This window comes from Desulfuromonadaceae bacterium (genome assembly GCA_019429445.1).
GTDB lineage: Bacteria > Desulfobacterota > Desulfuromonadia > Desulfuromonadales > JAHYIW01 > JAHYIW01.
The window spans coordinates 1-23,782 of record JAHYIW010000036.1 but is presented as its reverse complement, the minus strand read 5'-3'; the positions used below and the strand labels follow the sequence as shown (position 1 = coordinate 23,782).

26 protein-coding genes are annotated in these 23,782 nt (G+C 52.8%); 19 read left to right on the top strand and 7 right to left on the bottom strand.

Annotated features, from left to right (window positions below):
• Nucleotides 1–183: 183 nt before the first annotated feature.
• The 4 genes from K0A93_12430 to K0A93_12415 all read right to left on the bottom strand — a co-directional run bounded on the left by K0A93_12430 (nucleotide 184) and on the right by K0A93_12415 (nucleotide 1,849).
• Complete coding sequence (locus tag K0A93_12430) at nucleotides 184–489, bottom strand: type II toxin-antitoxin system RelE/ParE family toxin (protein MBW6512896.1); 306 nt, start codon at nucleotides 487–489, stop codon at nucleotides 184–186.
• A complete protein-coding gene (locus K0A93_12425; GenBank protein ID MBW6512895.1) occupies nucleotides 489–710 on the bottom strand; it encodes an addiction module protein in 222 nt (73 codons plus the stop codon). The genes K0A93_12430 and K0A93_12425 overlap by 1 nt, the downstream gene beginning before the upstream one ends.
• Before the next feature lie 213 nt (nucleotides 711–923).
• Nucleotides 924–1,394 (bottom strand): nucleoside recognition domain-containing protein, encoded by a 471-nt coding sequence (locus K0A93_12420; GenBank protein ID MBW6512894.1) that lies wholly within the window; start codon nucleotides 1,392–1,394, stop codon nucleotides 924–926.
• Entirely contained in the window at nucleotides 1,394–1,849 is a 456-nt protein-coding gene (locus K0A93_12415; GenBank protein ID MBW6512893.1) for a hypothetical protein, read from the bottom strand. The genes K0A93_12420 and K0A93_12415 overlap by 1 nt, the downstream gene beginning before the upstream one ends.
• 112 nt (nucleotides 1,850–1,961) lie before the next feature.
• Here K0A93_12415 and K0A93_12410 point away from each other — a divergent pair, with 112 nt between their 5' ends.
• The 7 genes from K0A93_12410 (at nucleotide 1,962) to K0A93_12380 (ending at nucleotide 7,784) form a co-directional block, all read left to right on the top strand.
• Nucleotides 1,962–2,753 carry an alpha/beta hydrolase gene (locus tag K0A93_12410; GenBank protein ID MBW6512892.1) on the top strand — a complete coding sequence of 264 codons (792 nt, stop codon included), beginning with the start codon at nucleotides 1,962–1,964 and terminating at the stop codon, nucleotides 2,751–2,753.
• A 101-nt stretch (nucleotides 2,754–2,854) separates the two neighbouring features.
• Nucleotides 2,855–4,090 (top strand): M48 family metallopeptidase, encoded by a 1,236-nt coding sequence (locus K0A93_12405; GenBank protein ID MBW6512891.1) that lies wholly within the window; start codon nucleotides 2,855–2,857, stop codon nucleotides 4,088–4,090.
• A complete protein-coding gene (locus tag K0A93_12400) occupies nucleotides 4,090–5,241 on the top strand; it encodes an MFS transporter (protein MBW6512890.1) in 1,152 nt (383 codons plus the stop codon). The genes K0A93_12405 and K0A93_12400 overlap by 1 nt, the downstream gene beginning before the upstream one ends.
• A gap of 55 nt (nucleotides 5,242–5,296) precedes the next feature.
• Nucleotides 5,297–6,004, top strand: a complete 708-nt coding sequence (locus tag K0A93_12395; GenBank protein MBW6512889.1) for an FKBP-type peptidyl-prolyl cis-trans isomerase — start codon at nucleotides 5,297–5,299, stop codon at nucleotides 6,002–6,004.
• Nucleotides 6,005–6,095: 91 nt separating this feature from the next.
• On the top strand, nucleotides 6,096–6,824 hold the full coding sequence (locus K0A93_12390) for an RNA methyltransferase (GenBank protein MBW6512888.1): 729 nt from the start codon (nucleotides 6,096–6,098) through the stop codon (nucleotides 6,822–6,824).
• 47 nt (nucleotides 6,825–6,871) lie between these two features.
• A complete protein-coding gene (locus K0A93_12385) occupies nucleotides 6,872–7,516 on the top strand; it encodes a DUF3047 domain-containing protein (protein ID MBW6512887.1) in 645 nt (214 codons plus the stop codon).
• A 73-nt stretch (nucleotides 7,517–7,589) separates the two neighbouring features.
• Nucleotides 7,590–7,784: a MerR family transcriptional regulator gene (locus K0A93_12380; GenBank protein MBW6512886.1), complete on the top strand. Its 195-nt coding sequence runs from the start codon at nucleotides 7,590–7,592 to the stop codon at nucleotides 7,782–7,784.
• 33 nt (nucleotides 7,785–7,817) lie between these two features.
• On the opposite strand, the gene K0A93_12375 is transcribed toward K0A93_12380, so the two are convergent.
• From K0A93_12375 to K0A93_12365, 3 genes are all read right to left on the bottom strand, one after another.
• Complete coding sequence (locus K0A93_12375) at nucleotides 7,818–8,525, bottom strand: PilZ domain-containing protein (GenBank protein MBW6512885.1); 708 nt, start codon at nucleotides 8,523–8,525, stop codon at nucleotides 7,818–7,820.
• A gap of 15 nt (nucleotides 8,526–8,540) precedes the next feature.
• Nucleotides 8,541–9,773: a cytochrome C gene (locus K0A93_12370; GenBank protein MBW6512884.1), complete on the bottom strand. Its 1,233-nt coding sequence runs from the start codon at nucleotides 9,771–9,773 to the stop codon at nucleotides 8,541–8,543.
• 98 nt (nucleotides 9,774–9,871) lie between these two features.
• Nucleotides 9,872–10,759: an ATP-binding protein gene (locus K0A93_12365; GenBank protein MBW6512883.1), complete on the bottom strand. Its 888-nt coding sequence runs from the start codon at nucleotides 10,757–10,759 to the stop codon at nucleotides 9,872–9,874.
• Between the two features lie 140 nt (nucleotides 10,760–10,899).
• On the opposite strand from K0A93_12365, the gene K0A93_12360 reads away from it, so the two are divergent.
• The 12 genes from K0A93_12360 to K0A93_12305 all read left to right on the top strand — a co-directional run.
• The gene (locus tag K0A93_12360; protein MBW6512882.1) at nucleotides 10,900–12,027 is read left to right on the top strand and encodes an RNA methyltransferase; all 1,128 of its coding nucleotides are present in this window, start codon (nucleotides 10,900–10,902) and stop codon (nucleotides 12,025–12,027) included.
• 104 nt (nucleotides 12,028–12,131) lie between these two features.
• Nucleotides 12,132–12,326, top strand: a complete 195-nt coding sequence (rpsU, locus tag K0A93_12355; protein MBW6512881.1) for a 30S ribosomal protein S21 — start codon at nucleotides 12,132–12,134, stop codon at nucleotides 12,324–12,326.
• Nucleotides 12,327–13,456: 1,130 nt separating this feature from the next.
• Nucleotides 13,457–17,131 (top strand): hypothetical protein, encoded by a 3,675-nt coding sequence (locus tag K0A93_12350; GenBank protein ID MBW6512880.1) that lies wholly within the window; start codon nucleotides 13,457–13,459, stop codon nucleotides 17,129–17,131.
• A 14-nt stretch (nucleotides 17,132–17,145) separates the two neighbouring features.
• On the top strand, nucleotides 17,146–18,015 hold the full coding sequence (locus K0A93_12345) for a hypothetical protein (protein ID MBW6512879.1): 870 nt from the start codon (nucleotides 17,146–17,148) through the stop codon (nucleotides 18,013–18,015).
• 261 nt (nucleotides 18,016–18,276) lie between these two features.
• Complete coding sequence (locus tag K0A93_12340) at nucleotides 18,277–19,290, top strand: transposase (protein ID MBW6512878.1); 1,014 nt, start codon at nucleotides 18,277–18,279, stop codon at nucleotides 19,288–19,290.
• 4 nt (nucleotides 19,291–19,294) lie between these two features.
• Nucleotides 19,295–20,407 carry a group II intron reverse transcriptase/maturase gene (gene ltrA / locus K0A93_12335; protein MBW6512877.1) on the top strand — a complete coding sequence of 371 codons (1,113 nt, stop codon included), beginning with the start codon at nucleotides 19,295–19,297 and terminating at the stop codon, nucleotides 20,405–20,407.
• Nucleotides 20,408–20,517: 110 nt separating this feature from the next.
• Nucleotides 20,518–21,057 carry a DUF2007 domain-containing protein gene (locus K0A93_12330; GenBank protein MBW6512876.1) on the top strand — a complete coding sequence of 180 codons (540 nt, stop codon included), beginning with the start codon at nucleotides 20,518–20,520 and terminating at the stop codon, nucleotides 21,055–21,057.
• Nucleotides 21,058–21,265: 208 nt separating this feature from the next.
• Entirely contained in the window at nucleotides 21,266–22,003 is a 738-nt protein-coding gene (locus tag K0A93_12325; GenBank protein ID MBW6512875.1) for a DUF4339 domain-containing protein, read from the top strand.
• Between the two features lie 153 nt (nucleotides 22,004–22,156).
• Nucleotides 22,157–22,513, top strand: coding sequence for an SEL1-like repeat protein (locus tag K0A93_12320; protein MBW6512874.1), 357 nt, complete (start codon nucleotides 22,157–22,159; stop codon nucleotides 22,511–22,513).
• A 25-nt stretch (nucleotides 22,514–22,538) separates the two neighbouring features.
• Complete coding sequence (locus K0A93_12315; protein ID MBW6512873.1) at nucleotides 22,539–23,063, top strand: hypothetical protein; 525 nt, start codon at nucleotides 22,539–22,541, stop codon at nucleotides 23,061–23,063.
• A 57-nt stretch (nucleotides 23,064–23,120) separates the two neighbouring features.
• Nucleotides 23,121–23,480, top strand: coding sequence for a hypothetical protein (locus K0A93_12310; GenBank protein MBW6512872.1), 360 nt, complete (start codon nucleotides 23,121–23,123; stop codon nucleotides 23,478–23,480).
• 58 nt (nucleotides 23,481–23,538) lie between these two features.
• Nucleotides 23,539–23,782, top strand: a 244-nt coding sequence (locus K0A93_12305; protein MBW6512871.1) for a transposase, incomplete at its 3' end; no start/stop codon positions are given.

The following is a 23,782-nucleotide window of genomic DNA, read 5'->3' as shown; positions in this document are numbered from 1 at the left end:
AAAAGTGAGAAACTCGCCATTTTACAAACACGGGATACGTGCGTCCGGGATTCACGTTAAAAGCTAACCATTTAATTTTAAGAGATTATAGATTCAGCTTGACAGGCGGACTATAGAATGTCCCCCTATTATTTTTTGGCATGAATGGGAGGATAGCACTGGGAAGCAATCAAGTCAACTAACTTAACTACGTCCCCCTTTTTTATTCCGTCCCCCTTTTTTACGATGAAGGTGCATAACGGCTAGGATTATCAACTCATCGTTTGCCTCGTTATGATGGTACACAATGCCATACGGAAAACGTCGAACGAGACAGCGGTGAACGCCTTCTTCGATAAGGGGCCACATTCCCGGATGCGCTGCAGACCGTTCTATGGCACTATACACCTCCACCGCAAATTGATGCCCAAGTATCTTTTCTCGTTCCTCGTAATAATCGATGGCGAGCCCGAACTCCTTTTGGGCTTCTGGGTGGAAAACGTACTTCATTATGAAAAGCGTTTCCAGATTTCACCAAAAACAGCTTCCCCTGGTATCGACTTCACGGCACCAGATTCAATCTCGGCCAGTCTTCGTTTGGCCACTTCAGCCCACTTCTTGTCGATTTCTGACTCAATTGGGTTTAAACTTTTAAGAACCGTATCAGCGACCCGCGCCCGCTCCTCCACGGGGAGGGACTCAATTTCTCGCAACAAGTCTTCTGTTTTCATGAGTGCATCTCCTGAAAAAATGAATTCGTGGTCATCCGGGGGGACATCCTGCATAGAGTCTGTCCCAATCAAGCGAATTTTTCAAGTACCAAGAAAGATGGAAAGACAGTAGGGGCAGGCTCGCAAGTTGCCAATATAGCCTAAAGTTGCCATCCTGGAATCTTGACCTCACGCCCACGCAGTCCTCTCTCTACCCGGAACAGCGCAGAAGGTTCAACTGTCCGGGGTCGGGTGGTTGATATCTTCGCGCCGCGAGGTTTTTCGCCAGTAGTGTGCCAGCACCCCGGTAAATCCGACCGCCAGCAGGACCCGGATGCCGAGCATCTGCCAGCCGTTGCCACCGATGGCGACGAAGATCAGGGTGTCTTCGATCACCGCGTGACAGGTGGCGAGAAACAAGCCCATCAGGAAGAGTTCGCGTTTGGGGAGTTGTTTTTCCTGGGCGACGCGGATGATAATCCCCGCGCCGTAGGCGATGCCGAGGAAGATGCCGGTGAAGAGTGGCAGGGCGGCGTCGCGGCTGAGTCCCATGCCGTGCATCAATGGATCGCTGAGCTTGCCGGCGCGGCGGAAAAAGGGGAGGTAGCGCATCACCTCGAAGAGCGTGACCAGCGGGATGATGATCAGGGCCAGCTTTCCGGCCAGCAACAGTGCCGCGCCGAGCGCAACCAGAAACGCTTCCATTACGCCCCCCCGCTTGACAGCAGGCGGAAGAGGAGTCCGGCGACAATGGCGATGACGAAACGGGCGAGGGTGAGGAGTCCGGCGCGGGCGCCGGTGCTTTTGAGGACGCCCCCCTCCAGCAGCAGGTTATGGGCGATCCCCATCATCAGTCCACATTGGGTGATCTGCCAGGGACTGAGTTCGAGCGGGACGAGGATGGCGATGGCGGCGTAGAGGTTGAGGGTCCAGGCGGCGAGAAAGGCAAACGCCGCTGCGCCGGGGAGGCCGAAGAGGTGCATTGCCGGGGCGAACAGGCCGCCGAGGGTGGCAAGGAAGTCGGTACCTTTGAGCAGTTCGACCACCACGTAGAGGGGGATGACGTATTTCACCAGTTTCCAGGTGGTGAGTACACCCGACCGCAAGCCGCCGCGCAGGCGGGTGGAAAGATCGGGGACAGTTGCGGCGGGCTCGGTCATCAGCGTGATCCTCGTGTCAGATTGGGTCATTTATAGCAGAAGCAACGAGGAAATTCCTGGTTTTTGTGGTAGACTCACGCAAAAAAAAACAGACGCAAAAGGAGCTCCGCCAATGAAAACGATGCTGATGATTCATGGTTTTCCGCTCTGTGCCGCGATGTGGGCGCAACAGAAAATGGCCTTGACCGCCGCCGGGTATCGGGTGCTGACCCCCGATCTGCCCGGTTTTGGTACAGAACCGGCGCGTCCTCTGCCGAACGGTCTGGATGATTACGCCGATTTTTTGGCCGCGCTGCTGGACCGCGAAGGCGTTGCGCAGGCGGTGGTTGTCGGCATGTCGATGGGTGGCTACATTCTGCAAAATCTGCTCGAACGCTACCCGCAGCGGGTCAGCGCGGCGATCTTTGTGGTGACGCGGGCGGCAACCGATGATGAAGCGGGGAAAGCTAAACGCACCGCACTGGCGGCGGAAGCACGTGCCGGGCGGGTCGGGCCGGTGGCCGAGGCGTTTTCCGGGATTCTCTTTGCCGCGCGTACTGCCCAGGAGCGCCCCGCACTGGTGGCGATGGTCGGGGGCTGGATGCGCAGTGCGACGCCGGAGGGGGTCGCCGAGGGGTTGCTGGCGATGCGTGATCGCAAGGATTACACGGAACTGCTGGCGACCTTCACGGCTCCCGCGCTGGTGATCGGTGCGGAGCAGGATCGGGCGATTCCGGCGGAACACAGCCGGGCGCTAGCGGAACGACTGCCGAATGCCGAGCTGAGGATCGTCTCCGGCGCGGGGCATCTGGCCAATCTGGAGGAGCCGGAGGCGTTTAATCGGGTGCTGCTGGAATTTCTGGCGACGCTGACGTCAAGCAGTGTTGACGATGAATGCCAGGTTTGCACGAAGAACACGAAGTGATTTTCCGGGGGCGGGGTGAGGGGGTTTGAATCGCTTGCGAATAGAGCCTGATGGCCGGTTTGCTCTCGACCGATGCCAGTGAATCAGCTAAGATGCCGGTCATGTTAACGATTCTGATCATACTTTTTGTTGCCATCAGTGGCTGCGAGATTCTCCTTGAGCAGCTCAATCTGCGTCATCAGCAACGCCATGGTCGAACCATTCCTCCCGCGTTTGCGGGAGCCCTTGATCAACATCATCTCGGTCGGGCAGTCGATTACGCGCTGGCAAAGGGGCGGGTTGCCCTGAGCGAGGAGCTGTTTGGCAAAACAGTGCTTGCTCTCTTCATCTTCGCCGGGCTGTTGCCCCGCTACGACCGGCTGATCGTCGGCGTCAGCGGCTCCTTTGTTGCCGACGGGGTGCTCTTCGTGACCGGGCTGGTGCTGGCGACGACGCTGCTCGGGATTCCGTTCAGCCTGTGGAAGACCTTCGGCGTCGAGGCGCGCTTCGGGTTCAACACCACCACCTTGCGCTTATGGTGCAGCGACTTTGTCAAGTCGCTGCTGCTCGGGCTGGTGTTGCTCGGTTTGCTGTGCGGCGGAGCGCTGGCCCTGATCCGCTGGAGTCCGCTGCATTGGTGGCTGTGGGTGTGGGGGCTGTTCGCCGTGACGACGCTGCTGCTGATGTACCTGTCGCCGTTGTTGATTGAACCGCTCTTTTTTAAATTCAAACCGGTGACGCGCGGCGACCTGGAGGTTGCCATCAACGCGCTCATGACCCGTGCCGGGCTACAGGTTGAGCGGGTCAGTCAGGTCGATGCCTCGCGGCGCAGCCGCCACTCGAACGCCTATTTTACCGGGATCGGCAAGGTGAAGCGGATCGTGCTCTTCGATACCCTGCTTGAGCAGCTGGACGATGCGGAAATTCTGGCGGTGTTGGCGCATGAGGTCGGACACTGGAAGAAGAAACATATCTTCAAACGCCTGCTCTGGACGGAACTGCTCGCGTTGATCGTCTGTTATGCGGGCTATCGGTTGCTGGACTGGGGGCGGTTGCCGGAGCTGCTCGGCCTCGATGGTGGTTCGTTTTATCTTCAGGTCGTGATCCTGCTTTTTGGCGCCGGTCTGCTGGCGTTTCCGTTCACCCCGTTGAGCAGCTGGCGCTCCCGTCGTGATGAAAATCAGGCGGACGATTTCGCCTGTGCGTTGCTCGGCGACGGTGAAGCGCTGGCGAGCGGGTTGATTAAACTTTCGGCGGAGAATTTTGCCAACCTGCACCCCCATCCCTGCTACGCCTGGTTCTACTCTTCCCATCCGCCGATCGTTGCGCGGGTGCGTCGCCTGCGGCGGAGCCGTTGATGCTGACCAACCTGATCCTCGGCCTGACCACCGTGCTCACCATCTCGGCGCTCTATGCGCCACAACCGCTGCTCCCGGCCATCGTTGCGGCGTTCGGGGTAACCCCGACTGTTGCGGCAACGCTTACTTCGGTGACCTTTTTGCCGCTGGCGCTGGCACCTCTGTTGTACGGGTATATCCTCGAAGTTCTGGCACCGCGCACGGTACTCCTCGGGGCGGTGGCGTTGCTGACGTTATCAGAGGTGGCTTTTTATTTTGCGCCGACCTTTGCCGTGCTGATCGCTCTGCGTCTCTTTCAGGGGGTGTTGATTCCCGCCCTGTTGACGGCGTTAATGACCTATGTTTCGCGCGACAGTTCCGCCGAGACGGTGCAGCGGCGAATGGCGGCCTATATCGCAGCAACGATTCTCGGCGGGTTCCTTGGTCGTTCCGGTTCGGGGCTGATTGCCACGCTCTTTGGCTGGCGTTTCTCTTTTCTGGTTCTGGCGTTCAGTCTGGTTGTCTGTTTTGTTCTGCTGTTGCACCTGCCCGCTCAGCAGGCATTGACGACGCTACGTCCCGCGCCGCGACTGGTGCTGGAGGTTTTACGTGAGCCGGTGCGGCGGCGGACCTATCTGGCGATTTTCTGCATGTTTCTGGTTTTTGCCGCGATCATGAATTTTATTCCGTTTCGTCTGCTCGAAATCAGTTCCGATGCCAGTGAATTCCGTATCGGTCTGATTTATGTCGGTTACATCATGGGGATCGTCATGTCCCTCAACGCGGTATCGATCCGGACTTTTTTAGGGGGCGAAATTCGCGCCATGACCATCGGCATCGCGGGGATGGCACTGGCTTTGTTCGGGATGGTGACGACGCATATTGCCCTTCTTTTTGTCAGCATGTTTGTCTTTTGCGGATCGATGTTTCTCACCCACGCCACCGCGTCCGGCTGGCTGAACCGCCGCGCCGACGAACATAAGGGGATTGTCAATGGACTTTATGTCGCCTTTTACTACGGGGGCGGAGTGGTTGGTTCGTGGCTGCCCGGCTATGTTTATCATTACGCCGGCTGGACGACCTTTCTGCTTGCGCTAATGGCTGTTGCCGGGCTGAGCAGCTACTTGTTCTTGACCCTGCCGGTAACGCTTGGTATAAACAGAGACTCATAACGGCGCACCGGTGGGCGGAACGCCGTATTTTCATGAACAGAAAGGATCCATCCCGATGAAACGCAAAATCTGGGCGCTTGCCCTGACGGTGATTATGTTGACCGTTGTCGCCTGCGTGGCCGAAGATAAGAAGGCAACGGAAATTAAACTTGATACCCTCAAGGCCAAAGTCAGTTACGCAATCGGTCTTGGCATCGGTCATGATTTTTCTGCCCAGGGGGTTGACGCCGACCCGGAGATTCTGGCCACCGGCATCAAGGATGCTCTTAGTGGTGCAACACAGCGACTGTCCGACGAAGAACTTCAAGCGGCAGTGACCGAATTTCAGCAGGAGCTGATGGCCCGGCGCGAAGCGCAAACGCAGAAAGATTTGAGTGAGAACAAGGCCAAAGGCGCCGCTTTTCTGGCGGAGAATGGTAAAAAAGAGGGCGTGACGACGCTGGCGAGCGGCTTGCAGTACAAAGTCCTTACCGCAGGTAGTGGAACAAAGCCGACGGCTGAGAGTGAAGTCAGTGTTCATTATCGCGGGACGCTGATCGACGGTACCGAGTTTGACAGTTCCTACAAGCGTGGCGAGCCGGTGACCTTTCCGGTCGGTGGCGTGATCAAGGGATGGACCGAGGCGTTGCAGTTGATGGCGGAAGGCGCCAAGTGGCAGCTGGTCATTCCCGCAGAACTTGCCTATGGCGAGCGCGGTGCACCCCCGGCGATCGGTCCGAATGCCGTGCTGGTGTTTGATGTAGAACTGTTGAAAGTCATGTAAGATTCGATGCTTTGTGACGAAAAGGCGGGGCCCTGGTGGGGCCTCGCTTTTTTCATTCGTGCAACGTGTCACTTGGTAAACTGCCGTGCTAATGAATAATTTTGTCATCATTCTCGTCGAACCGAAGCAGCCGGGCAATATCGGTTCCGTCTGCCGCGCGATGGCCAATTTCGGGGTCGCTGAGCTGCGCCTGGTCAATCCCGTTTGCGATCATCTTGCCGAGGAGGCGACGCGGCTGGCGGTCTTTGCCGCGCCGTTGCTCGATGCAGCGGCGATCTGTCCAACCCTTGGCGACGCCATCGCTGACTGTCATTACACCATCGCGGCAACGCGCCGGGCAGGTTGCTGCCGGAACGCGTTGCAATCATTGCCTGTCACAGCGGCAGCTTTTGTCGGGAAATCCGCCCGCATCGGCCTGGTTTTCGGGCGCGAGCAGAGCGGTCTGACGACGCAAGAGGTGGTGATGTGCAGTCACGCCGCAGCGATCGAAACGACCGTCGACGGTTCCCTCAATCTGGCTCAGGCGGTGGTGGTCTTCCTCTACGAATTGACCCGGCAACGGCTCGGGTCGGCAGTGGCTGCAACGGAAGCGGTTCCACCGTTGCAGGAAGATTACGAACGCCTCTTTACGACGATGGCGGAGGTACTCGACCGCACCGCCTACCTTAACCGGCAGCGCCCGGAGGCGCTGATGAACCCGTTGCGGCGCATCCATCAGCGGGCCAGACTCAGCGTCGATGAACTCGATCTGTTGCGCGGCATCTGGTCACGGCTGGAGGAAAGCGTTCACGACTGGCCGGGAAAACGGCGCGGGAAGTGACGTCGGACAGGCTCCTGGCGTGGCGTGGCGCGGCGATTGGAAGACTCATGCTGATACGTTTAGTGCTTTTTATTATGTTGATCAGTTTTTCCGTCGTCCCGGTCCTGGGCGCCGGTTCAATCGTTGTCGATGACTTTGAACACGGGCTGAACCCTGCCTGGGAGGAAACCCGCTTCAAGGGGGAGACGATTTATACCGTTGTCGCCGAAGGTGGGGGCAAGGTGTTGCGTGCAGTCAGTAACGGGACGGCTTCGGGGCTGGCGCTGAAGAAAACATATCGCCTGCAAGACTACCCGCTTCTCACCTGGCGCTGGAAGGTCGATAATATCATTCGTAGCGGGGACGCGACGCGCCAGAGCGGCGATGATTATGCCGCGCGGATTTATGTTGTTTTCCCCCACTGGTTTTTCCCCAGGACGCGCACCATCAACTATATTTGGGCGAACAAACTGCCGCAGGGGGAAACGCTACCGAACAGTTTTACGCGTAATGCCATGATGATCGCGGTTGAGAGCGGCGCAGCGCGGGTCGGCGAGTGGATTACCGAGCGGGTCGATGTTTATGCGGACTACCGGCGCATCTTCGGCGAAGAGCCTCCGGCGGTCGGGGCGATTGCACTGATGACCGATACCGATAATACCGGAGAAAGGGCGGTTGCCTGCTACGATGATATTCGTATCGAGCAGCGCTGAGAATGCACGACTTATCGGGTATACTGGAAGAGTGAACGGTGCGTAAATTGATGTTCCGCAAGGGAGGTGCTCTATGTCGCTGCTTAAAACCTGGTATGAGCCTGACGCCGCCGCTGCCAAATACGGGATTCAGCAAGCGTTGCTGATGGAGTGGGTCGAGGAAGGGCTGGTGCGTTGTGAGCGTGCCGCCGGAAAAGTCGTGCAGGTCAACATCGATGATGTGAAGCTTGAGGTGGAAGCGCTGGTGCAGGATTCCGGTGCCCCTTAGCGCTTCTGCGGCAGGTGAGTCGGCCCGCCGCTCTCAGGATGGCACAGCGGTTTTCGTTTTCAAGAAATTTTCAATCCTTTTTTGATCCCGTTCGAGGATATTTAAAAACTGCATCCCGACCTCCCGGTACTGGGGGGTGTCCTGCGTCGATTGCCAGACGACTTCAGCCAATGTGCAGAGTGGCTTGCCATCATCTTTAAGATCAACGATGAGGACGCAGAGATCGGCAACGGTAATCGGCTTTTTGATTGCAAAACGGATCCCCCCCCGGCTGAGATTGACAGCGCAATCGGGGAATGCGGGAAGTTTTTCGCGGACGGTTTTGTCGAGGATGTCGATGTTTTTCAACCACTGCTCGTGAAATGTACGGAGGGTCCCCTGTCCTTTCGTGTAGCGTATCCCGACGGTGACGTCTTTACGTCCATGGGTGCGGCGCTGGAAAGCCTGAAAGTCGCGGTTCAACTCAATCAGCAATGTGTCGTGATTTTCAGTTTTGATGAAAGTCCCGGTGACGCGGATCCCCATGGTGATGGCGTCGGTCAGTAGTTCAAAGGACATTGCCGGTGTAAACGGGTACCCCTCTCCCTCACGATTGCCGTAGGGCAGACGCAGGGACAGGCGCATCCCCGAAAAGCTCACGACGTAGGCGGTCAACGCGGCAAAACTGCCCTCAACCACACCTTCGCCGATGTGGCGTAGCAGCACCTTCTGTTCCGCTTTAAAGTACTTTCTTAAATCCATTCAGGCACCCGGCAGCTACATTTGATGACAGCTGTCGCAGGCTTCTGCGACGCTGAAGGCCGTTTCGCCGTCGTGGCATGCGCCGCACGATTTCCCGTTCCCCATCGCATCCATGCCAACGATATTTTCTCCCGCCTGCGGCACAAACAGATCCGGGTGACATTCGCTGCAACTGTACATGCCGGTATGCACGTCATGACTGAAGGGTACATTGCCGGTACTGTCTTCGGGAAAGGTGACGTCGCGGGTCGGGTGGCAACTGGTGCAGTCCGTTTTCACGGCGAAGGCGGTGTCGCCGTCGTGACAGGCTCCGCACGATGCGCCGTTGTTCATCTGTGCCATGGTTTTGGTGTTCATCCCCGCTTTGGGCACAAAGAGGTCTGGGTGACATTCGCCACAACCGTACATGCCGGTGTGGACATCGTGGCTGAAGCCGACCGGACCGGTAGCGGCGACATTGAAGGTAATATCGCGGGTCGGGTGGCAGGTGGTGCAATCGGACTTGACCCCGAAGGCGGTGCTGCCGTCATGACAGGCACCGCACGATGCGCCTTTGTTCATCTGTTTCATCGTTTTGGTATTTTGACCCGCCTGGGGGACAAACGCCTTGGGGTGACATGCGCCGCAGCCGTACATGCCGGTATGAACATCGTGACTGAAGCCGACCGGACCGGTAGCGGTGACATTGAAGGTAATATCGCGGGTCGGGTGGCAGGTGGTGCAATCGGACTTGACCCCGAAGGCAGTGCTGCCGTCATGACAGGCACCGCACGACGCACCACCCTCCATCGCTTTCATGGTGGTGGTGTTAGCTCCCTGCTGCGGCTTGAACAGGTCGGGGTGACACTCGGCACAGCCGAACATGCCCAGATGGACTTCATGACTGAACATGACGATCCCGGTTGCCGCAACCTGCATGGCGATGTCGCGGGTTTTATGACACGTCGTGCAATCACCGTCGACAGCGAAGGCCCTGGTTCCGTTGTGACAAACGCCGCACGACTTGCCGTCAGCCATGTCGCTCATGGTGAACACGGGGTTCTTGCTGACGACGATATTGAATACATTATTGTGGCAGGAGGGACAGTTTCTGCCGACGTCCTTCGTTTCAAAGTGAAGGTTGTGACTGAACTCCACCGGGCCGGTGGCCTCCACCGGCATCATGACTTTATCTTCAATCCAGCGGGCATAAAGGAACGCAGGGGTTGTGAGCAGCAAAAACAGAATCAGCAGCCAACGCGATGTCATTAGATCTCTCCCGGTAAAACGAATTTGTCATGTCAAAATAAACAGTCCGCATATTATCCGCAAATCGCATGTCAAGCAAGGAATCTTTGAGGAATTTTTCAGTTGTTGTCATTCGCACGGGTCGTCAGAAGCAGGGCGCCGACAAAATCGGCGATGAACTGGCGGGCGACGCGCCCTGAGCGTCCACCCCGCTGGCGCGCCCAGAGCAGCGCTGCCTGATCGAGTTGTGCGGCGTCCGGGGCAAGATCATACGCCTTGACCCCCTGCCGGACAATCTCCAGATAGGTTGATTCATCGATCTGCGGCAAGTGCAGGACGATGCCAAAGCGCTCAGCCAGAGCGAGCTTCTCGGCAATGGCTTCTTCCGGGTGAATTTCGTTGTCGCCACGGTTGTCACTCATCTGTTCGGGAATCAGGTGGCGACGGTTGCTGGTGGCATAGACCAGCAGGTTCTCCGGGCGGGTCTCGACGCCCCCTTCAAGGAGAGATTTTAATTCGCGATAGCCCGAATCGTCGGCATTGAAGGAGAGATCGTCGCAGAACAGAATAAAGAAAAAGGGTTGTTCGCGCACCAGGGCGGCGATTGCGGGGAGCTGGGCCAGACCATTACCGGTCACTTCGATCAGCCGCAGTCCGTGCGCGGCGAATTCACCCAGCAGACTTTTCACTGCCGATGACTTGCCGGTTCCGCGATCGCCCCACAAAAGAATGTTGTTGGCCGGAAATCCGGCGAGGAACTGGCGGGTGTTGCGACGCAGTACTCCAAGTTGGGGGGTAATGCCGAACAGTGCGTCCGGAACCGGGATGTCGGGATAGAGCACCGGTGTCAGTTCACCGTGACCGCCGCTGCGCCAGCGAAAGGTGCGGACTTCGGCAAACAGCTCAGGATCGAACGCGTTATCGTCGAGTTTTTCACCGAGATAGTCTTCCCCCATATCGAGGAGCTGTTCGACCCGTTCAATCAGGTAGGCCCAGTCAATGTTCAATTCGTCGAGTGTCATGTTATCTTTCCCGTCTGACGGTATGGTGATGATCTTGAGTTGTCGGTTGCCGTGTATTTTAGCAGTTTTTTTCAACAGAGTGCAAAACGATTAACGCCGTGCTATGTTGCGCTCCGGAGAAGCATATGAAAAACGATCAACTGGACATCTTTGCCGCCACGATCCCGGGGCTGGAAGAGGTTTGCGCCCGCGAACTCACTGCCCTTGGCGTTGATTTTCCCCGCACCGTCGCTGGCGGGGTAGAATTCTGTGGCGACCTGCGGCACATCTATCTTGCCAATCTGTGGTTGCGCAGCGCCGGACGGGTGACGGTGCGCGTCGGCAGTGGGCGTTGCAGTGATTTTCCTGAACTCTTTAAACGTTCCGCGCGCCTGCCGTGGGGGCGTTTTATCAAGTCGGCAACGCCGGTCAAGGTACTGGTAACCTGCCACCGTTCGCGCCTTTGGCACAGTGAGCGGGTGGCCACCGCAGTGATGGATGGCATCGATCGGGCGTTGGGACGGAGCCGCCCGGAAAGCGGCCCCTTCACTCAGCAGGTGTTGGTGCGGATCGACGCTGACCGCTGTACCTTCTCGGTCGACAGCTCTGATCTCCTGCTCCACCGGCGCGGTTATCGTCAGGCAGCGGTACGCGCTCCGCTGCGCGAAACATTGGCGGCGGGGATTCTCCAGTTGCTGGACTGGGACGGCACCACGCCGTTGGTCGACCTCTGTTGCGGCTCGGGCTCTTTCCCCCTTGAAGCGGCGCTGCTCGCCGCGCACCGGGCGCCGGGAGCGGCCCGCACCTTTGCTTTCATGCACTGGCCACGCTACCGTGAAGGACTCTGGCGATCACTGCTTGCCGAAGCTGCGCGTGGTGTGCGTCCATTGACTGTTGCTCTGCACGGTGCCGACCGTGATCTTGCCGCGGTGGCCGCCGCGCGCGCCAATGGGGAACATGCCGGATTGTCCGCAACGGTTACTTTTCACGAACGCGCGATTGCCGATTGGGATGTCGCGCCGGTCGGTTGCGGGCTGGTGATCGCCAATCCGCCTTACGGCTTGCGACTGGAGCGTCCGGAGACATTGACACCTCTTTATGCCGAGTTTGGCAACGTGTGCCGACGGGTTTTCCCCGCTTGGCGGGTCGCCTTGCTGACGCCCCATCGACAGCTGGCCGACGCGACCGGTTTGCCGTTCAAGCAGGCCTTGCCGTTACTCAACGGGGGCAAACGGGTACAGCTTTTCGCGACTTTCAGGAGGCCGTCACGATAAAATAAGACTTGCAATTCCGGAACGTTTTCCCTATGATGCGACGCTGTTTCATGCTCCTCGGGGCTGGAACAGCGAAAAAGACCAGAGAGCGAGGTGATTTACCAGTGGAAATTGAAGTTCGCGACAATAATGTCGAGAAAGCCATTAAGGTGCTCAAGCGCAAGCTACAGCAGGAGGGCCTGTTTCGTGAAATGAAGCAACGCAAGTTTTACGAGAAGCCCAGCGTCAAGCGCAAGCGTAAGGAAAAAGAAGCACAACGTCGTCTGCGTAAGAAGCAACGCCTGATGCGCGCCCACTAGTAAAACCCACGTTTGTGTGAATAGAAAAAGCCCCTGTCAATGGACAGGTGCTTTTTTTTGTTTGCCCAGCGTAGCTGGCAAACCCGGCCCGTTGAAAGATACGTGCGTCACTCCGATCAGGGGGAAGACAATCCGAATCGCAAGGGCGCTGCTGGATCGTTACGTCTGTTGCTTGAGGGGGCCCCTCTCACTTCATGCAGCCTGAATAATTGGTCTTTCAACCTTTGTCCCCACATCGGTGCGAGGAGGATGACTGATGGTCTGTTTTCTTCGATTTTTTTTGTGGTGACACCGTCGCACCGTCCAGCGGCAGCAGTTCCCTGGCTGGGTGCCGTCTTCGAACATTGAGGACGGCTCTGTCGTCTGAGTTGAAAAGGGGTAAAATTTGCTTGTTTTTTGGGGTGTATTTGTAGTATGAGGGAAGACACATCTCATTGGATTTATGATAGAAATTTTCGTCGCTGCGCAGAAATAAACTGTTTTCAGAAAGAGGGAGGGGCCAAATGGACAGCATTAAAGCGCAACAAATTTACTTTTTTTCTCTGATGTTTTTGTTGTCGAATTTACTCCTTTGCCCCCCCGCCATTGCCGCTTCTGGATCCGTAAAAGTAACGTCTGTAGAAATTTCTGAAAATCGACAATATGTTGATGTAAACGTCGAATTTGTTGTCGACTCTGACGATCACCCCAAACCCTATTCATCGTATAATACAAATGGCTGTTATAAAGAATGTTTTTCACCAACCCTTGATTTTATGGGGAGTTGCAACACTTTTCGTTATGCTTATTTAAAAAAGAGTTCCCCCCTGTTGGGCTCATTCTCGGGCCTGCGCAGTGTCGAAAGGATCTGGTGCCCATATGGGTATGACAATTTAGGCGTTGTGCAATCACAAAGCGACCGATTGAGGATCCCCGCGAATTACGATGGAGACGATAATGTTACAATAAAGTATTACCTTGAAGACGTTGCCGGTTACGGTTGTCAAAAATACTATGGTCAAATTTATTCATGCAATACGAGCTCCCCAAATCCTCAATATAACAGTACATTCGCAAGCGCCTCAGTCAAGGTAAAGCTGTGCGATAACAAGCAGCTTTTCTGTTGTTCCGATGTCGACAATGACGGCGTCATGGAGGGGAATTGCTGCGACCTGAAGGTTACTTCATTCAGTGGTCAAGACACCATTATCCAGCGAGATTCCGGTGGCACAGTTTTACTCAAAGGTTCCATCTCCGAGAGCTCCGGCGAGGCCGTCAACTGGGATGTTTCGGTGGCTGGTCGCCAGTTTATCGGCTCCGGGAAATCACCCTCCATCATTTGGGATGGCAAACGCCGCAATGGCAAGGTTGTCGAGGTTGGCAGCCATCTGGCATCCCTGCATGCCGAGCGGGCCGATGACCCGGATTGTGACGACAGCAAAAGTGTAAACTTTCTCGTTACCGAGACCACCAATCCTTGCATGCTTAAAGTCACCTTCGGCTCCTCCGCCAATATTGCCGGAGGTGAATTGAATGACAGCTTGCCCTTGTTCTCAGCTCCTGGATTGCCCGGTTTTGATCTCACCCTGGCGTACCGCAGCCAGGATAGCGCTTCGGGTTCCCTTGGAATGGGCTGGCGCCACAGTCTGGAAGTCGACCTGAACGAGCATGTTTCAGAGGAAGTTGTTCTCGCTGCGGGAAATGGTCGCTCTCTGCTCTATCAGTCGACCGGGAACGGCAACTACACTTCCCAGCCTGGCGATTACGCCGTCCTGACCAAGAATTCCGCTGGCGGCTGGACCCGGATCCTGAAGGGCGGCGACCGGCAACATTTCGATACCGACGGCAGACTTGTCGCTCAGGTCGACCGCAACGGCAACACCTTGATTTTTGTCTACGACGGTGACCTGCTGCAGAGCGTCACCGACGACACAGGGCGCACCGCAACCTTCAGTTACGATAGCAATGGGCATCTCCTTGCCGTTACCGATCCGGCGGGGAATCTCTATCAACTCAATGTTACCGACACCCTGCAAAGCGTCACTTTCCCCGGCGGAGCCACCTGGAATTACACCTACGCCGACAATGCCTTTCTGATCGGCAAACGTGATCCGCTCGGCAATCTCACCACCTACACCTACGACGAGCAGCACCGGGTCGGGTCGTCCATCGACCCCGAAGGGCGGGTGCGCACCCTCGCTTATCCGACCGCCGATGAAACAGTGCGCACCACCACCTTCACCGAGAAAAACGGCGGGGTGTGGCGGTACTCCTATGATACGGTTACCGGGGATCTGCTGAGCAAGGCCGACCCGGAGGGCAACACAACCAGCTATACCTACGACGCCAACCACAATCAATTGACCAGGACCGACCCTTCCGGCACCACCGCCTATACCTACGATGCGACCGGCAATATGACCTCGGTCACCGACGTGACCGGGCAGATAACCACCTACACCTACAACGCCTTCGGCCAGGTCACCTCCAGCATCAATTCGGAGGAGAGAATCACCTCCTACGAGTACGACGACAGAGGCAACCTGACCAAAACCACCGGTCCGGCCGACGCCGTGATCGCTTACGCCTATGACGCGCGGGGGAACCTCACCTCCGTCACCGACCCCGCCGGGCGCACCACCGCCATGACCTATGACGCCACTGGGAATATGAACTCGATCACCGACCCCGCCGGAGCAACCACCCGCTTCGAGTACGATGCCGTCGGCAGGATGACCCGTCAGACCGACCCGCAAGGGAATGTCTTGAGCTTCGAATACGATGCCCGTGGCAACTTGATCAAAGTTGTCGATCCCCTTGGGAATGCCATCTCTGCGACCTTCGACAAAAATGGTAACAAGACAAGCGAAACCGATGCAAACGGCAACACCACGTATTATGGATATAATTACAAGGGGCAGCTCATCAAGATGACTGACCAGATGGGCTACATTACCGCCTACACCTACGGAGGCTCCGGCTGCGTCTCTTGCGGCAACGGGGCGGACAAGCTCACCGCTGTCACAGACCCCAAAGGCAACACAACAACCTTCCAGTACGACACCCTCGGCAAGCTGGTGAGTGAAACGGATCCCCTCGGCAACATTACCACCTATGCTTACGATGATGGAGGTAACCTCACCAGGAAGACCGACGCCAACGGTGCCACCGTCATCCATTCCTACGACTCCATCGGCAGATTGAAAGGGAGGAGGTATCCCGACGGAACAGAAGAGGTTTTCCTTTATGACGACAGCGGCAATCTTATCTCCTGGCAAGCTCCGGCGGAGAAAGTCGAACTTTCCTATGATTCTGCAAAACGGCTCACGGCGAAAACTTACCAAACACTCGGAAAGGGTATCCGTTACGAATACGACGTCTCGGGCCGGAAAAGCGTCATGATCGACCCGGAAGGAGGGCGAACCGTCTATTCTTATGACGCGGCTGGAAGAGTGGTTAAGATCACTGATCCGACCGGCAATTCAGTGGTCTATTCATATGACACTGGCGGACGAAAGAGTGCCGTCGCCTATTCCAATGGCACCTTAACTTCTTACACCTACGACCCAGCGGGAAGACTCCTCGATATGAGTACAAACGGGCCATCGGGAGTAATATCCTCTTATCAATATACCTATGATAAAATGGGGAATCGGCTCAGCGTGAAGGAAGCTGGGGGCAACAGCACCACGTATACTTATGATAAACTTTATCGGCTCACCGCCTACGATGAAACCCGGCCGGATGCCGCTAAAGGGAGCTTCGAATACGACCAAATCGGGAATAGGACAAAGATGGTGCTCGCCCGCAAGTTTGTCGACGGCGATTCGCGAAGCTTTGCGTACACCTATAATCCTGAAAACCAGTTGCTGAATATTATCGAAAAAGGGCGGCACTCTCCCGTTGAAACCGTCTTTGATTATGACCAGAATGGTAGCCTCATACGCCAATCTGTCACCCAGCGCAAAACGACGGCAACTACCACTTACAGCCATGATTATCAGAGCAGGCTGTCACAGGTGACGACGTCGGACGGGAAGACCGTCACCGTCGACAACTTTCCGGACGGTTTCAGTCGACTCGCCAAGACCACTGAAGCGGGTACAACCAGTTACTTTCACGATGGTATGAGCGTCCTTTCCGAGTACGATGCGTCGGGAACACGGACGGCCCGTTATACCCTCGGAATCGGGGTGGACGAAATAATCGCCAGAAAGGATGCCGACGGAACATTCTTCTACCATTATGATGGATTGGGAAGCGTAACGGCCATTACCGACAGCACGGGCAAGGTTATGGCGAGATATGACTACGAGCCGTTTGGGAGGATGAAGGAGGCAACCGGCGCAACGATCAATAATCCTTACACCTACACCGGAAGGGAGTGGGATCGGGAGACAGGTCTCTACTTTTACCGGGCGCGGTATTACGATCCGATGGAGGGGAGATTCATTTCCAAGGACCCTGTTGGCTTCAAGGGCGGGATTAACCTTTTCAATTATGTTGGATCGAACCCCATCAATAGTACTGATCCAACAGGTTTGATAATAAAAAATTGTTTCAGGCCACTAAAAAATACTTTTACAAACTATCATCAATATTTAGTCATCGATGGCGTTCCTTACGGATATTTTGGAGATAGCACCGTTCAGAGTACTGACCCCTTGTCTGGATGGGGGGTTCATTGTGTAACCATTACGGATGACCCTTGTAAAGAAAAGTGCGTTAAGGACAAAATCAGAACCTTTAGCCATCCAACCTATGGGTTGCTCTCATATAACTGCTATAGCTGGGTATCTGATGTATTAGGCAGCTGTGGTCTATAAAGGAGGGTCATGGAATGACAAAGTATGTAAAATATATACTGATAATATTATTGATTTGCATCTTGATCATTCTCTGGTGCCAATCAATGCAAGACAAAAATGTTCAAACAAATCTCAAAGGTAAAATAGTATTTTCTGTAGGGCGTGATGATTTGTATGTACTTGATCTTCCTTCACAGGAAGTCAACAAAATCAATCTAAAAAAATTCCATATCTACTTTCCATCGTATCCTTGCTGGCTGTCAGATGATAAAATTGTATTTACTAATTACAGAGATAACCGAGGTATTATAACCATATATGATCTGGAAAGAAAAGGTGTCATTGAATACCCAGAGATAAATCTCGACTGTAGCTTTATAAGTGTATCTCCAAGTGGTAAAGAAATAGCATTTTTAGGCAGGACAGTCGGGTCGGAGAAACAAATATACAAACTATATACCTTGTCTTTAGATAGTAAAAAATTTAATCTGGTCTCTGATGTTCCAGTTGGGCCATACAAGCCTTCATGGTCTCCAGATGCAAGAAAAGTAGCCTTCACATCTGTTGATAATAAAATTTATTCTTTGAGTGATGATAAGACTGAATTGATTATTAGCAATGGAGTTGCCCCTGCTTGGAGTCCAAAAGGTAATAAAATTTTATATCGGTCTACATATTTTGTTTACCTGTACGATTTGGATAATAACCTAAAAAATTCAGTGATAACAAATTTTGGCTTTAACGATGTTAAGGAGTATGCATGGTCACCCGATGCTAAGTACATAGTTTACAAAAAGTTTACAGAAAGTCATTCTCCGTTGGTTGTAAAGGGTGTCCCTGAAAACACTAAGATAACTTTAAGGAAATTTGGAAATGTTAAGGGACTTTGCTGGAAATACTAAAGTGGAATCGCTATGATGGTGGAGGAATGAGGGACGGAGGAATGAGGGACGGAGGAATGAGGGACGGAGGAATGGGGGACGGAGGAATGGGGGACGGAGGAATGGGGGACGGAGGAATGGGGGACGGAGGAATGGGGGACGGAGGAATGGGGGACGGAGGAATGGGGGACGGAGGAATGGGGGACGGAGGAATGTATGAATAAGGGACGTCCATGAAATTATGCGTTGCTTCAGTTTGAGCTTCATGCCATACTTCCTCCCATGCCCCGTCAAGCCCGCATAGATGCTCCTGGTGCCATCCATCACATTATTTGTCGTGGCGTTGAACGTCGCGCAATATTCAGGGACGACAGTGATCGTGACGATTTTGTCACGCGTTTGACCTCACTCTGCAAAGAAACCTCCACGGAATGCCTGGCCTGGGCACTGATTCCAAACCATTTTCATTTATTGTTGCGTACCGGGCAAGTTCCGATCGCCACAATAATGCGCAGACTCCTGACCGGTTATGCGGTCAAATTTAATCGCCGCCATGGTCGCACTGGTCACCTGTTTCAAAACCGCTATAAATCGATCCTCTGTCAGGAAGAATTATATCTGTTAGAACTGGTTCGCTATATCCATCTCAACCCTCTGCGTGCCCGACAGGTTGCGTCAATAGAGGCGTTGAAAAACTATCCCTATAGTGGACACCGTTGTTTGATGGGGCAGAATGAAGACGGTTGGCAGAATGTTGCGGTCGTTCTGGAACGTTTTGGTACACGGCTGCCAGTTGCACGCAAGGCTTATGAGGCATTTGTTGCCGATGGGTTGTCGCAGAGAAAGCGGTTCGATCTCATCGGCGGTGGGCTGATTCGCAGCAGTGGCGGTTGGCAAAAGGTTGTGCAGAATCGCCAGGCAAATCTGGAAAGTAAAGGCGATGAGCGGATACTTGGCGAAGGTTCCTTTGTCGAAGAGGTTTTGCGCCAGGCTGAGGAAGCTTTTGCGCGCAAAACAGACTCTCTTCAGCAGAGCGTTCCCTTCGATGAACTGCTCAAAGCCGCGGCCAATCACTTTGGTTTAAAACCGGGGGATCTGACACTGCCGGGAAAACAGCCGTTACGCGTCAAAGGTCGGAGCTTGTTATGTTTCTGGGCGGTTCGAGAATTAGGGATGACCGCGAGTGAAGTCGGCAGGAAGATCGGTTTGACGCAGTCTGCTGTGAGTCGGGCGGTGCCGCGGGGTGAGAGTCTTTCAAAAGAAATGCAAATTGCATTACCGACGGGAAACGCATGAAATCATGGACGTCCCCAAACCCGTCCGGACCGGCGCGCCAAGCGCCCTCGAACGGGTACGCCAAGCAGCAGGAAAGGATAAGAAGCAGCGGTTCACAGCCCTCTTTCACCACGTTTACGACATCGAGCAACTGCGGCGCGCCTATTACGCGGTCAAACGTAACGCCGCCCCAGGGATCGATGGAGAGACATGGCGCCACTACGGCGAGAATCTGGAGGAAAATCTCCAGAACCTTACCGAACGGCTGAAACGAGGAGCGTACCGGGCGAAGCCGGTTCTTAGAAGCTACATCCCGAAGGCGGAAGGTCGGCAGCGACCGATCGGATTACCCGTGTTGGAAGACAAGATCGTCCAGCGCGCCGTCGTCGAGGTGCTGAATGCCATCTACGAATGCGACTTCCTCGGCTTCTCCTATGGATTCCGGCCCAAGCGCCACCAGCACCCGGCGCTTGACGCCTTGTATATGGGAATCTATACGCAGAAGGTGAGCTGGGTACTCGATGCCGACATTCGTGCGTTCTTTGACACCCTCAATCACGAATGGCTGGTGAAATTTGTCGAGCACCGAATCGCGGATCGGCGCATCGTGCGCCTCATCCAGAAATGGCTGAGCGCCGGGGTGCTGGAAGAGGGAAAGCGGATACCAAATGAAGAGGGAACGGTACAAGGCGGCAGCATCAGTCCGCTACTGGCCAATATCTACCTTCACTACGTATTCGACCTGTGGATTCGGCAATGGCGGAGGACGCAGGCGCGGGGCGACGTAGTCGTCGTGCGCTATGCCGACGACTTCGTGGTCGGGTTCCAGTATCGCGACGAAGCGGAGCGGTTCCTCACTGAACTACGCGAACGATTCGCCAAGTTCGGTCTGGATCTGCATCCCGACAAGACACGCCTGATCGAGTTTGGACGGTTTGCCGCCCAAAACCGAAAGAAGAGGGGCGAAAGAAGACCGGAGACCTTCGATTTTCTCGGACTCACTCACATTTGCGGGGAAACGAGGAAGGGCAAGTTCACGGTGCTTCGTCAAACGATGCGCAAGAAGTGGCAGGCGAAGCTGAAGTGGAGAAAAAGCGGGACGTCCATGAAATTATGCGTTGCTCTTTTTTCAGCATAGCACCATTCTGTACAGATATATTAGTTTGGTTCACCCGCAGAATCTATGGGTGACCACCGGCACAGGTAAGTCACCGGTCACATCTGGGAATCAGGGCTTCTGGAGAATAAATGATCAAAATTTACACTCCTGATGACGACATTCAACTTGCCATGATCAAAGGTATCTTTGCGTCAGAAGGTATTCATTTCTACGTACATAACGATAATTTCGGTTCAATGAGGCCGGGCATAAGGATCGAGCAATTCAATAAAAAGACCTTTATGGTTCATGAAAAAGACCTTGAGAGAGCCAATGAAATTATCGGAATCTTCATTGACAACATAAATGAATCCGAGTCGGGACAGGAACCGGAATCGCCAAAATATTCATTTTTCGATAAATGCAGAATGGTTATGGAGGTTGTACTCTTCGGTTGGATCATGCCGGGTAAGCGTTGGCAACGAAAGAAAAACAAAGACAAGGTAGCGTGGGAACACTTCGGGGGACATAACACTTATTTAGAAAACAATCGGCATCAGGTGGACAAAACAGAAGCCCGGTCGGCAGAAAATGCCGGAGAAATAGGTGTTATGTCCCCCGAAGTCCCTACTCTGTGTAAAGTGAGTTGCAGTGCAAAGAGAATTTCAGCAATTGGTTGTCATGTTTGATATGTCTGGCTTTCATGGCCGATGGTGAGTGAAAGTCTTGACATGGGTATTGGGTTTTTCAAATATTTTATTGTAAAAAATTGGTAGAGGGTGATATCTATAGAAAGTTCAACCTTGGCGAGTGAGCACCATGGATTTTTTTAATTTACGGAATATGTTCCTGCAATGGTGCAAAATTCCTTTTATCTTTAAGAATTGAGGTTCTAATTTGTTCAAGAAAATAAGAAGGCATTCCGCGATAACGAGATTATTAGAAGAGCAACTATATGAGCAGGTTGCCATTGAGTTGCGTAATGGGCACCGCCGGGATGGACTTTGGACAAAAGCCCTATCAAATTCTTCTGGCATAGAAGAAAAAGCTAAAGCACTTTATATTGAGTATAGAGTCCAATCCCTTAAAGACGAAATTGAACTTACTACCGCAATTGAAGAAGAAGTTGAAAATAGAAAAAAATCAACTTCACCAGACGTGAGTCGGAGGAAAAAAATAATACAAAAAGAAGCAACGAACGCACCCAGAAAAGCAACAAGCACACCCCCCCCAAAAAACACACCAACCGCCACCTCTACATCCAGCAAAACATCCAATTCACGAAAAGAAGACTCCACTAAGGCTAGCAGCAGTTCTGGATTCGATCCGGACGATTATGAATGGTTTGTCAGCGCCGGAGAAAGAGAATTCGGTCCAAGAACAACAGAAGAAATAATAAAAATGATTGAACAGGGAAAAATAACAAGAAAATCTTTTATAAGAAACTCAACAATGAACGTCCGAGAACCAATAACAGAAACATATTTTGTAGTTTTTATGAATTCAGATACAAATCAATTAAGTGAGTCACAACAGATGCTCTTACTCTGTATAAAGTGCCAAAGGAAATTCGAGAGTGATAAAAAATATTGTGGTTTTTGCAGGTCATCAGATTTTGTGGTAGAACAATGGTAGCCTATATCTTCAAGTAAAAGGCGTAGAAATAACTTTTTTAGGATGGACCTGAGATTTTTTCTCAATGGCTGCGATAAAAGGAACTTATTTTCAGGAGCAGGCCAGTTCAAAAACATATCACCACATAGTTAGTCGATAATAAAAGGAGGATAAATGGTTGATAACCGTCCGAAAAATTCTTATCGGCGTTGCATAACAATGGATATTACAGAGCAGAAAAATGAGGACATTAGGAACTCAAAAACTTATCGAAGTGCTGTGGCTGGTAGCTCAGATGCTCAACTTGAAGTTGGTTGCAAATTTTATAAAAACGGGAATGAGTTTGAGGCGTTTGAGTTTTTAAAAATGTCTGCTGAAAATGGAAATCCAGAGGCAATGAATAAAATCGGATACATATACTTTCATGGGATCGTTTCAGTAAAAGATATAACTTTAGCAGCATTTTGGTGGAGCAAAGGGGCGCAGTTGGGCAGCGAGAAGGCAAGAAATAACCTGCTGTTACTGAAATAACAAAAAATGGCAGGAGTAATAAGTTATGAAAATGAGAATTCTAATATCAACGATCAGCCTGCTATCAATACTTCTTTTAGGCGTAACAACATCTTTCGCTGCAAGTTTTTGGAAAGTTCAAGATGCAACGGCTCAAATATCTTTTACTATAAAAGAGGGGAAGGACTCGGTTTTGTGTACTTTTGTTGTGGCCTTATTCAGCGACAGCAAGTGCCAAAGTAAAGTAGGCTTCATTCTTTCCAATATCCATGATACTGATCTTGATACTGATCTTGGTGATTTCGTTGGTAGTAGTAAATCTACAGTGGATATGGTCTTAGAGTTAGACGGGGATGAATATTCAGGTGAAACTTACTTGTTTTCATATACAAATGCTACCGAGAGTGTAATGTACGGTACACCTGAAATTTTAAACAAAATTAAAGAGTCAAGGTCAGTACTAATAAGATTTTCGGGAGGTGAGCAAGCATTATCATTGCCTATAGAGGGGGCAAAAGCAGCAATAAATAAAGCATCTCAGAATTGTTATAATCACAAATCCTCGAAGTAATTGTTTTGAAATAAAATTCAATTCCCGCTGACATAAATAAGAACCATGGAGGTTTAAATGGGTTTCATTAAGAAATTATTTGAAAAAAAAGAACGAGCTATTGTTGAAGTTCCTTCAAAAATGAGAACTGCGGGGTTTGTTGCGGCCTTAATTGATCACGTGATTGAAAATAATGGTATTTTTTCTTTAGTTGACGGAAGTCTAGTGCTAACTAAAAGTTTTAACGTAAGATTTGCACATTCAACAGATATATGTGTAGATGAATATGCCGCAGTTGTAAAAATAAAAGAATTGGAAAACGCCGCTTTATTTGTCGGATTTAGAGACAAAGGTAAACCTGAAGCAGATAGCCATGATAAAGATTTGTTTAGCTTTGTAATTGACCAGTGTGCAATGGAGGTAATGTGTAGTGAATAGGGGACGTCCATGAAATTATGCGTTGCTTCAGTTTGAGCTTCATGCCATACTTCCTCCCATGCCCCGTCAAGCCCGCATAGATGCTCCTGATGCCGTCCATCACATTATTTGTCGTGGCGTTGAACGTCGCGCAATATTCAAGGACGACAGTGATCGTGACGATTTTGTCACGCGATTGACCTCACTCTGCAAAGAAACCTCCACGGAATGCCTGGCCTGGGCACTGATTCCAAACCATTTTCATTTATTGTTGCGTACCGGGCAAGTTCCGATCGCCACAATAATGCGCAGACTCCTGACCG

Coding starts and splice junctions, on each gene's coding strand:
- K0A93_12430 (MBW6512896.1), bottom strand. CDS start 489: ATGAAGTACGTTTTCCACCCAGAAGCCCAAAAGGAGTTCGGGCTCGCC.
- K0A93_12425 (MBW6512895.1), bottom strand. CDS start 710: ATGAAAACAGAAGACTTGTTGCGAGAAATTGAGTCCCTCCCCGTGGAG.
- K0A93_12420 (MBW6512894.1), bottom strand. CDS start 1,394: ATGGAAGCGTTTCTGGTTGCGCTCGGCGCGGCACTGTTGCTGGCCGGA.
- K0A93_12415 (MBW6512893.1), bottom strand. CDS start 1,849: ATGACCGAGCCCGCCGCAACTGTCCCCGATCTTTCCACCCGCCTGCGC.
- K0A93_12410 (MBW6512892.1), top strand. CDS start 1,962: ATGAAAACGATGCTGATGATTCATGGTTTTCCGCTCTGTGCCGCGATG.
- K0A93_12405 (MBW6512891.1), top strand. CDS start 2,855: ATGTTAACGATTCTGATCATACTTTTTGTTGCCATCAGTGGCTGCGAG.
- K0A93_12400 (MBW6512890.1), top strand. CDS start 4,090: ATGCTGACCAACCTGATCCTCGGCCTGACCACCGTGCTCACCATCTCG.
- K0A93_12395 (MBW6512889.1), top strand. CDS start 5,297: ATGAAACGCAAAATCTGGGCGCTTGCCCTGACGGTGATTATGTTGACC.
- K0A93_12390 (MBW6512888.1), top strand. CDS start 6,096: ATGAATAATTTTGTCATCATTCTCGTCGAACCGAAGCAGCCGGGCAAT.
- K0A93_12385 (MBW6512887.1), top strand. CDS start 6,872: ATGCTGATACGTTTAGTGCTTTTTATTATGTTGATCAGTTTTTCCGTC.
- K0A93_12380 (MBW6512886.1), top strand. CDS start 7,590: ATGTCGCTGCTTAAAACCTGGTATGAGCCTGACGCCGCCGCTGCCAAA.
- K0A93_12375 (MBW6512885.1), bottom strand. CDS start 8,525: ATGGATTTAAGAAAGTACTTTAAAGCGGAACAGAAGGTGCTGCTACGC.
- K0A93_12370 (MBW6512884.1), bottom strand. CDS start 9,773: ATGACATCGCGTTGGCTGCTGATTCTGTTTTTGCTGCTCACAACCCCT.
- K0A93_12360 (MBW6512882.1), top strand. CDS start 10,900: ATGAAAAACGATCAACTGGACATCTTTGCCGCCACGATCCCGGGGCTG.
- K0A93_12350 (MBW6512880.1), top strand. CDS start 13,457: ATGGAGGGGAATTGCTGCGACCTGAAGGTTACTTCATTCAGTGGTCAA.
- K0A93_12345 (MBW6512879.1), top strand. CDS start 17,146: ATGACAAAGTATGTAAAATATATACTGATAATATTATTGATTTGCATC.
- K0A93_12340 (MBW6512878.1), top strand. CDS start 18,277: ATGCCCCGTCAAGCCCGCATAGATGCTCCTGGTGCCATCCATCACATT.
- ltrA (MBW6512877.1), top strand. CDS start 19,295: ATGGACGTCCCCAAACCCGTCCGGACCGGCGCGCCAAGCGCCCTCGAA.
- K0A93_12330 (MBW6512876.1), top strand. CDS start 20,518: ATGATCAAAATTTACACTCCTGATGACGACATTCAACTTGCCATGATC.
- K0A93_12320 (MBW6512874.1), top strand. CDS start 22,157: ATGGTTGATAACCGTCCGAAAAATTCTTATCGGCGTTGCATAACAATG.
- K0A93_12315 (MBW6512873.1), top strand. CDS start 22,539: ATGAAAATGAGAATTCTAATATCAACGATCAGCCTGCTATCAATACTT.
- K0A93_12310 (MBW6512872.1), top strand. CDS start 23,121: ATGGGTTTCATTAAGAAATTATTTGAAAAAAAAGAACGAGCTATTGTT.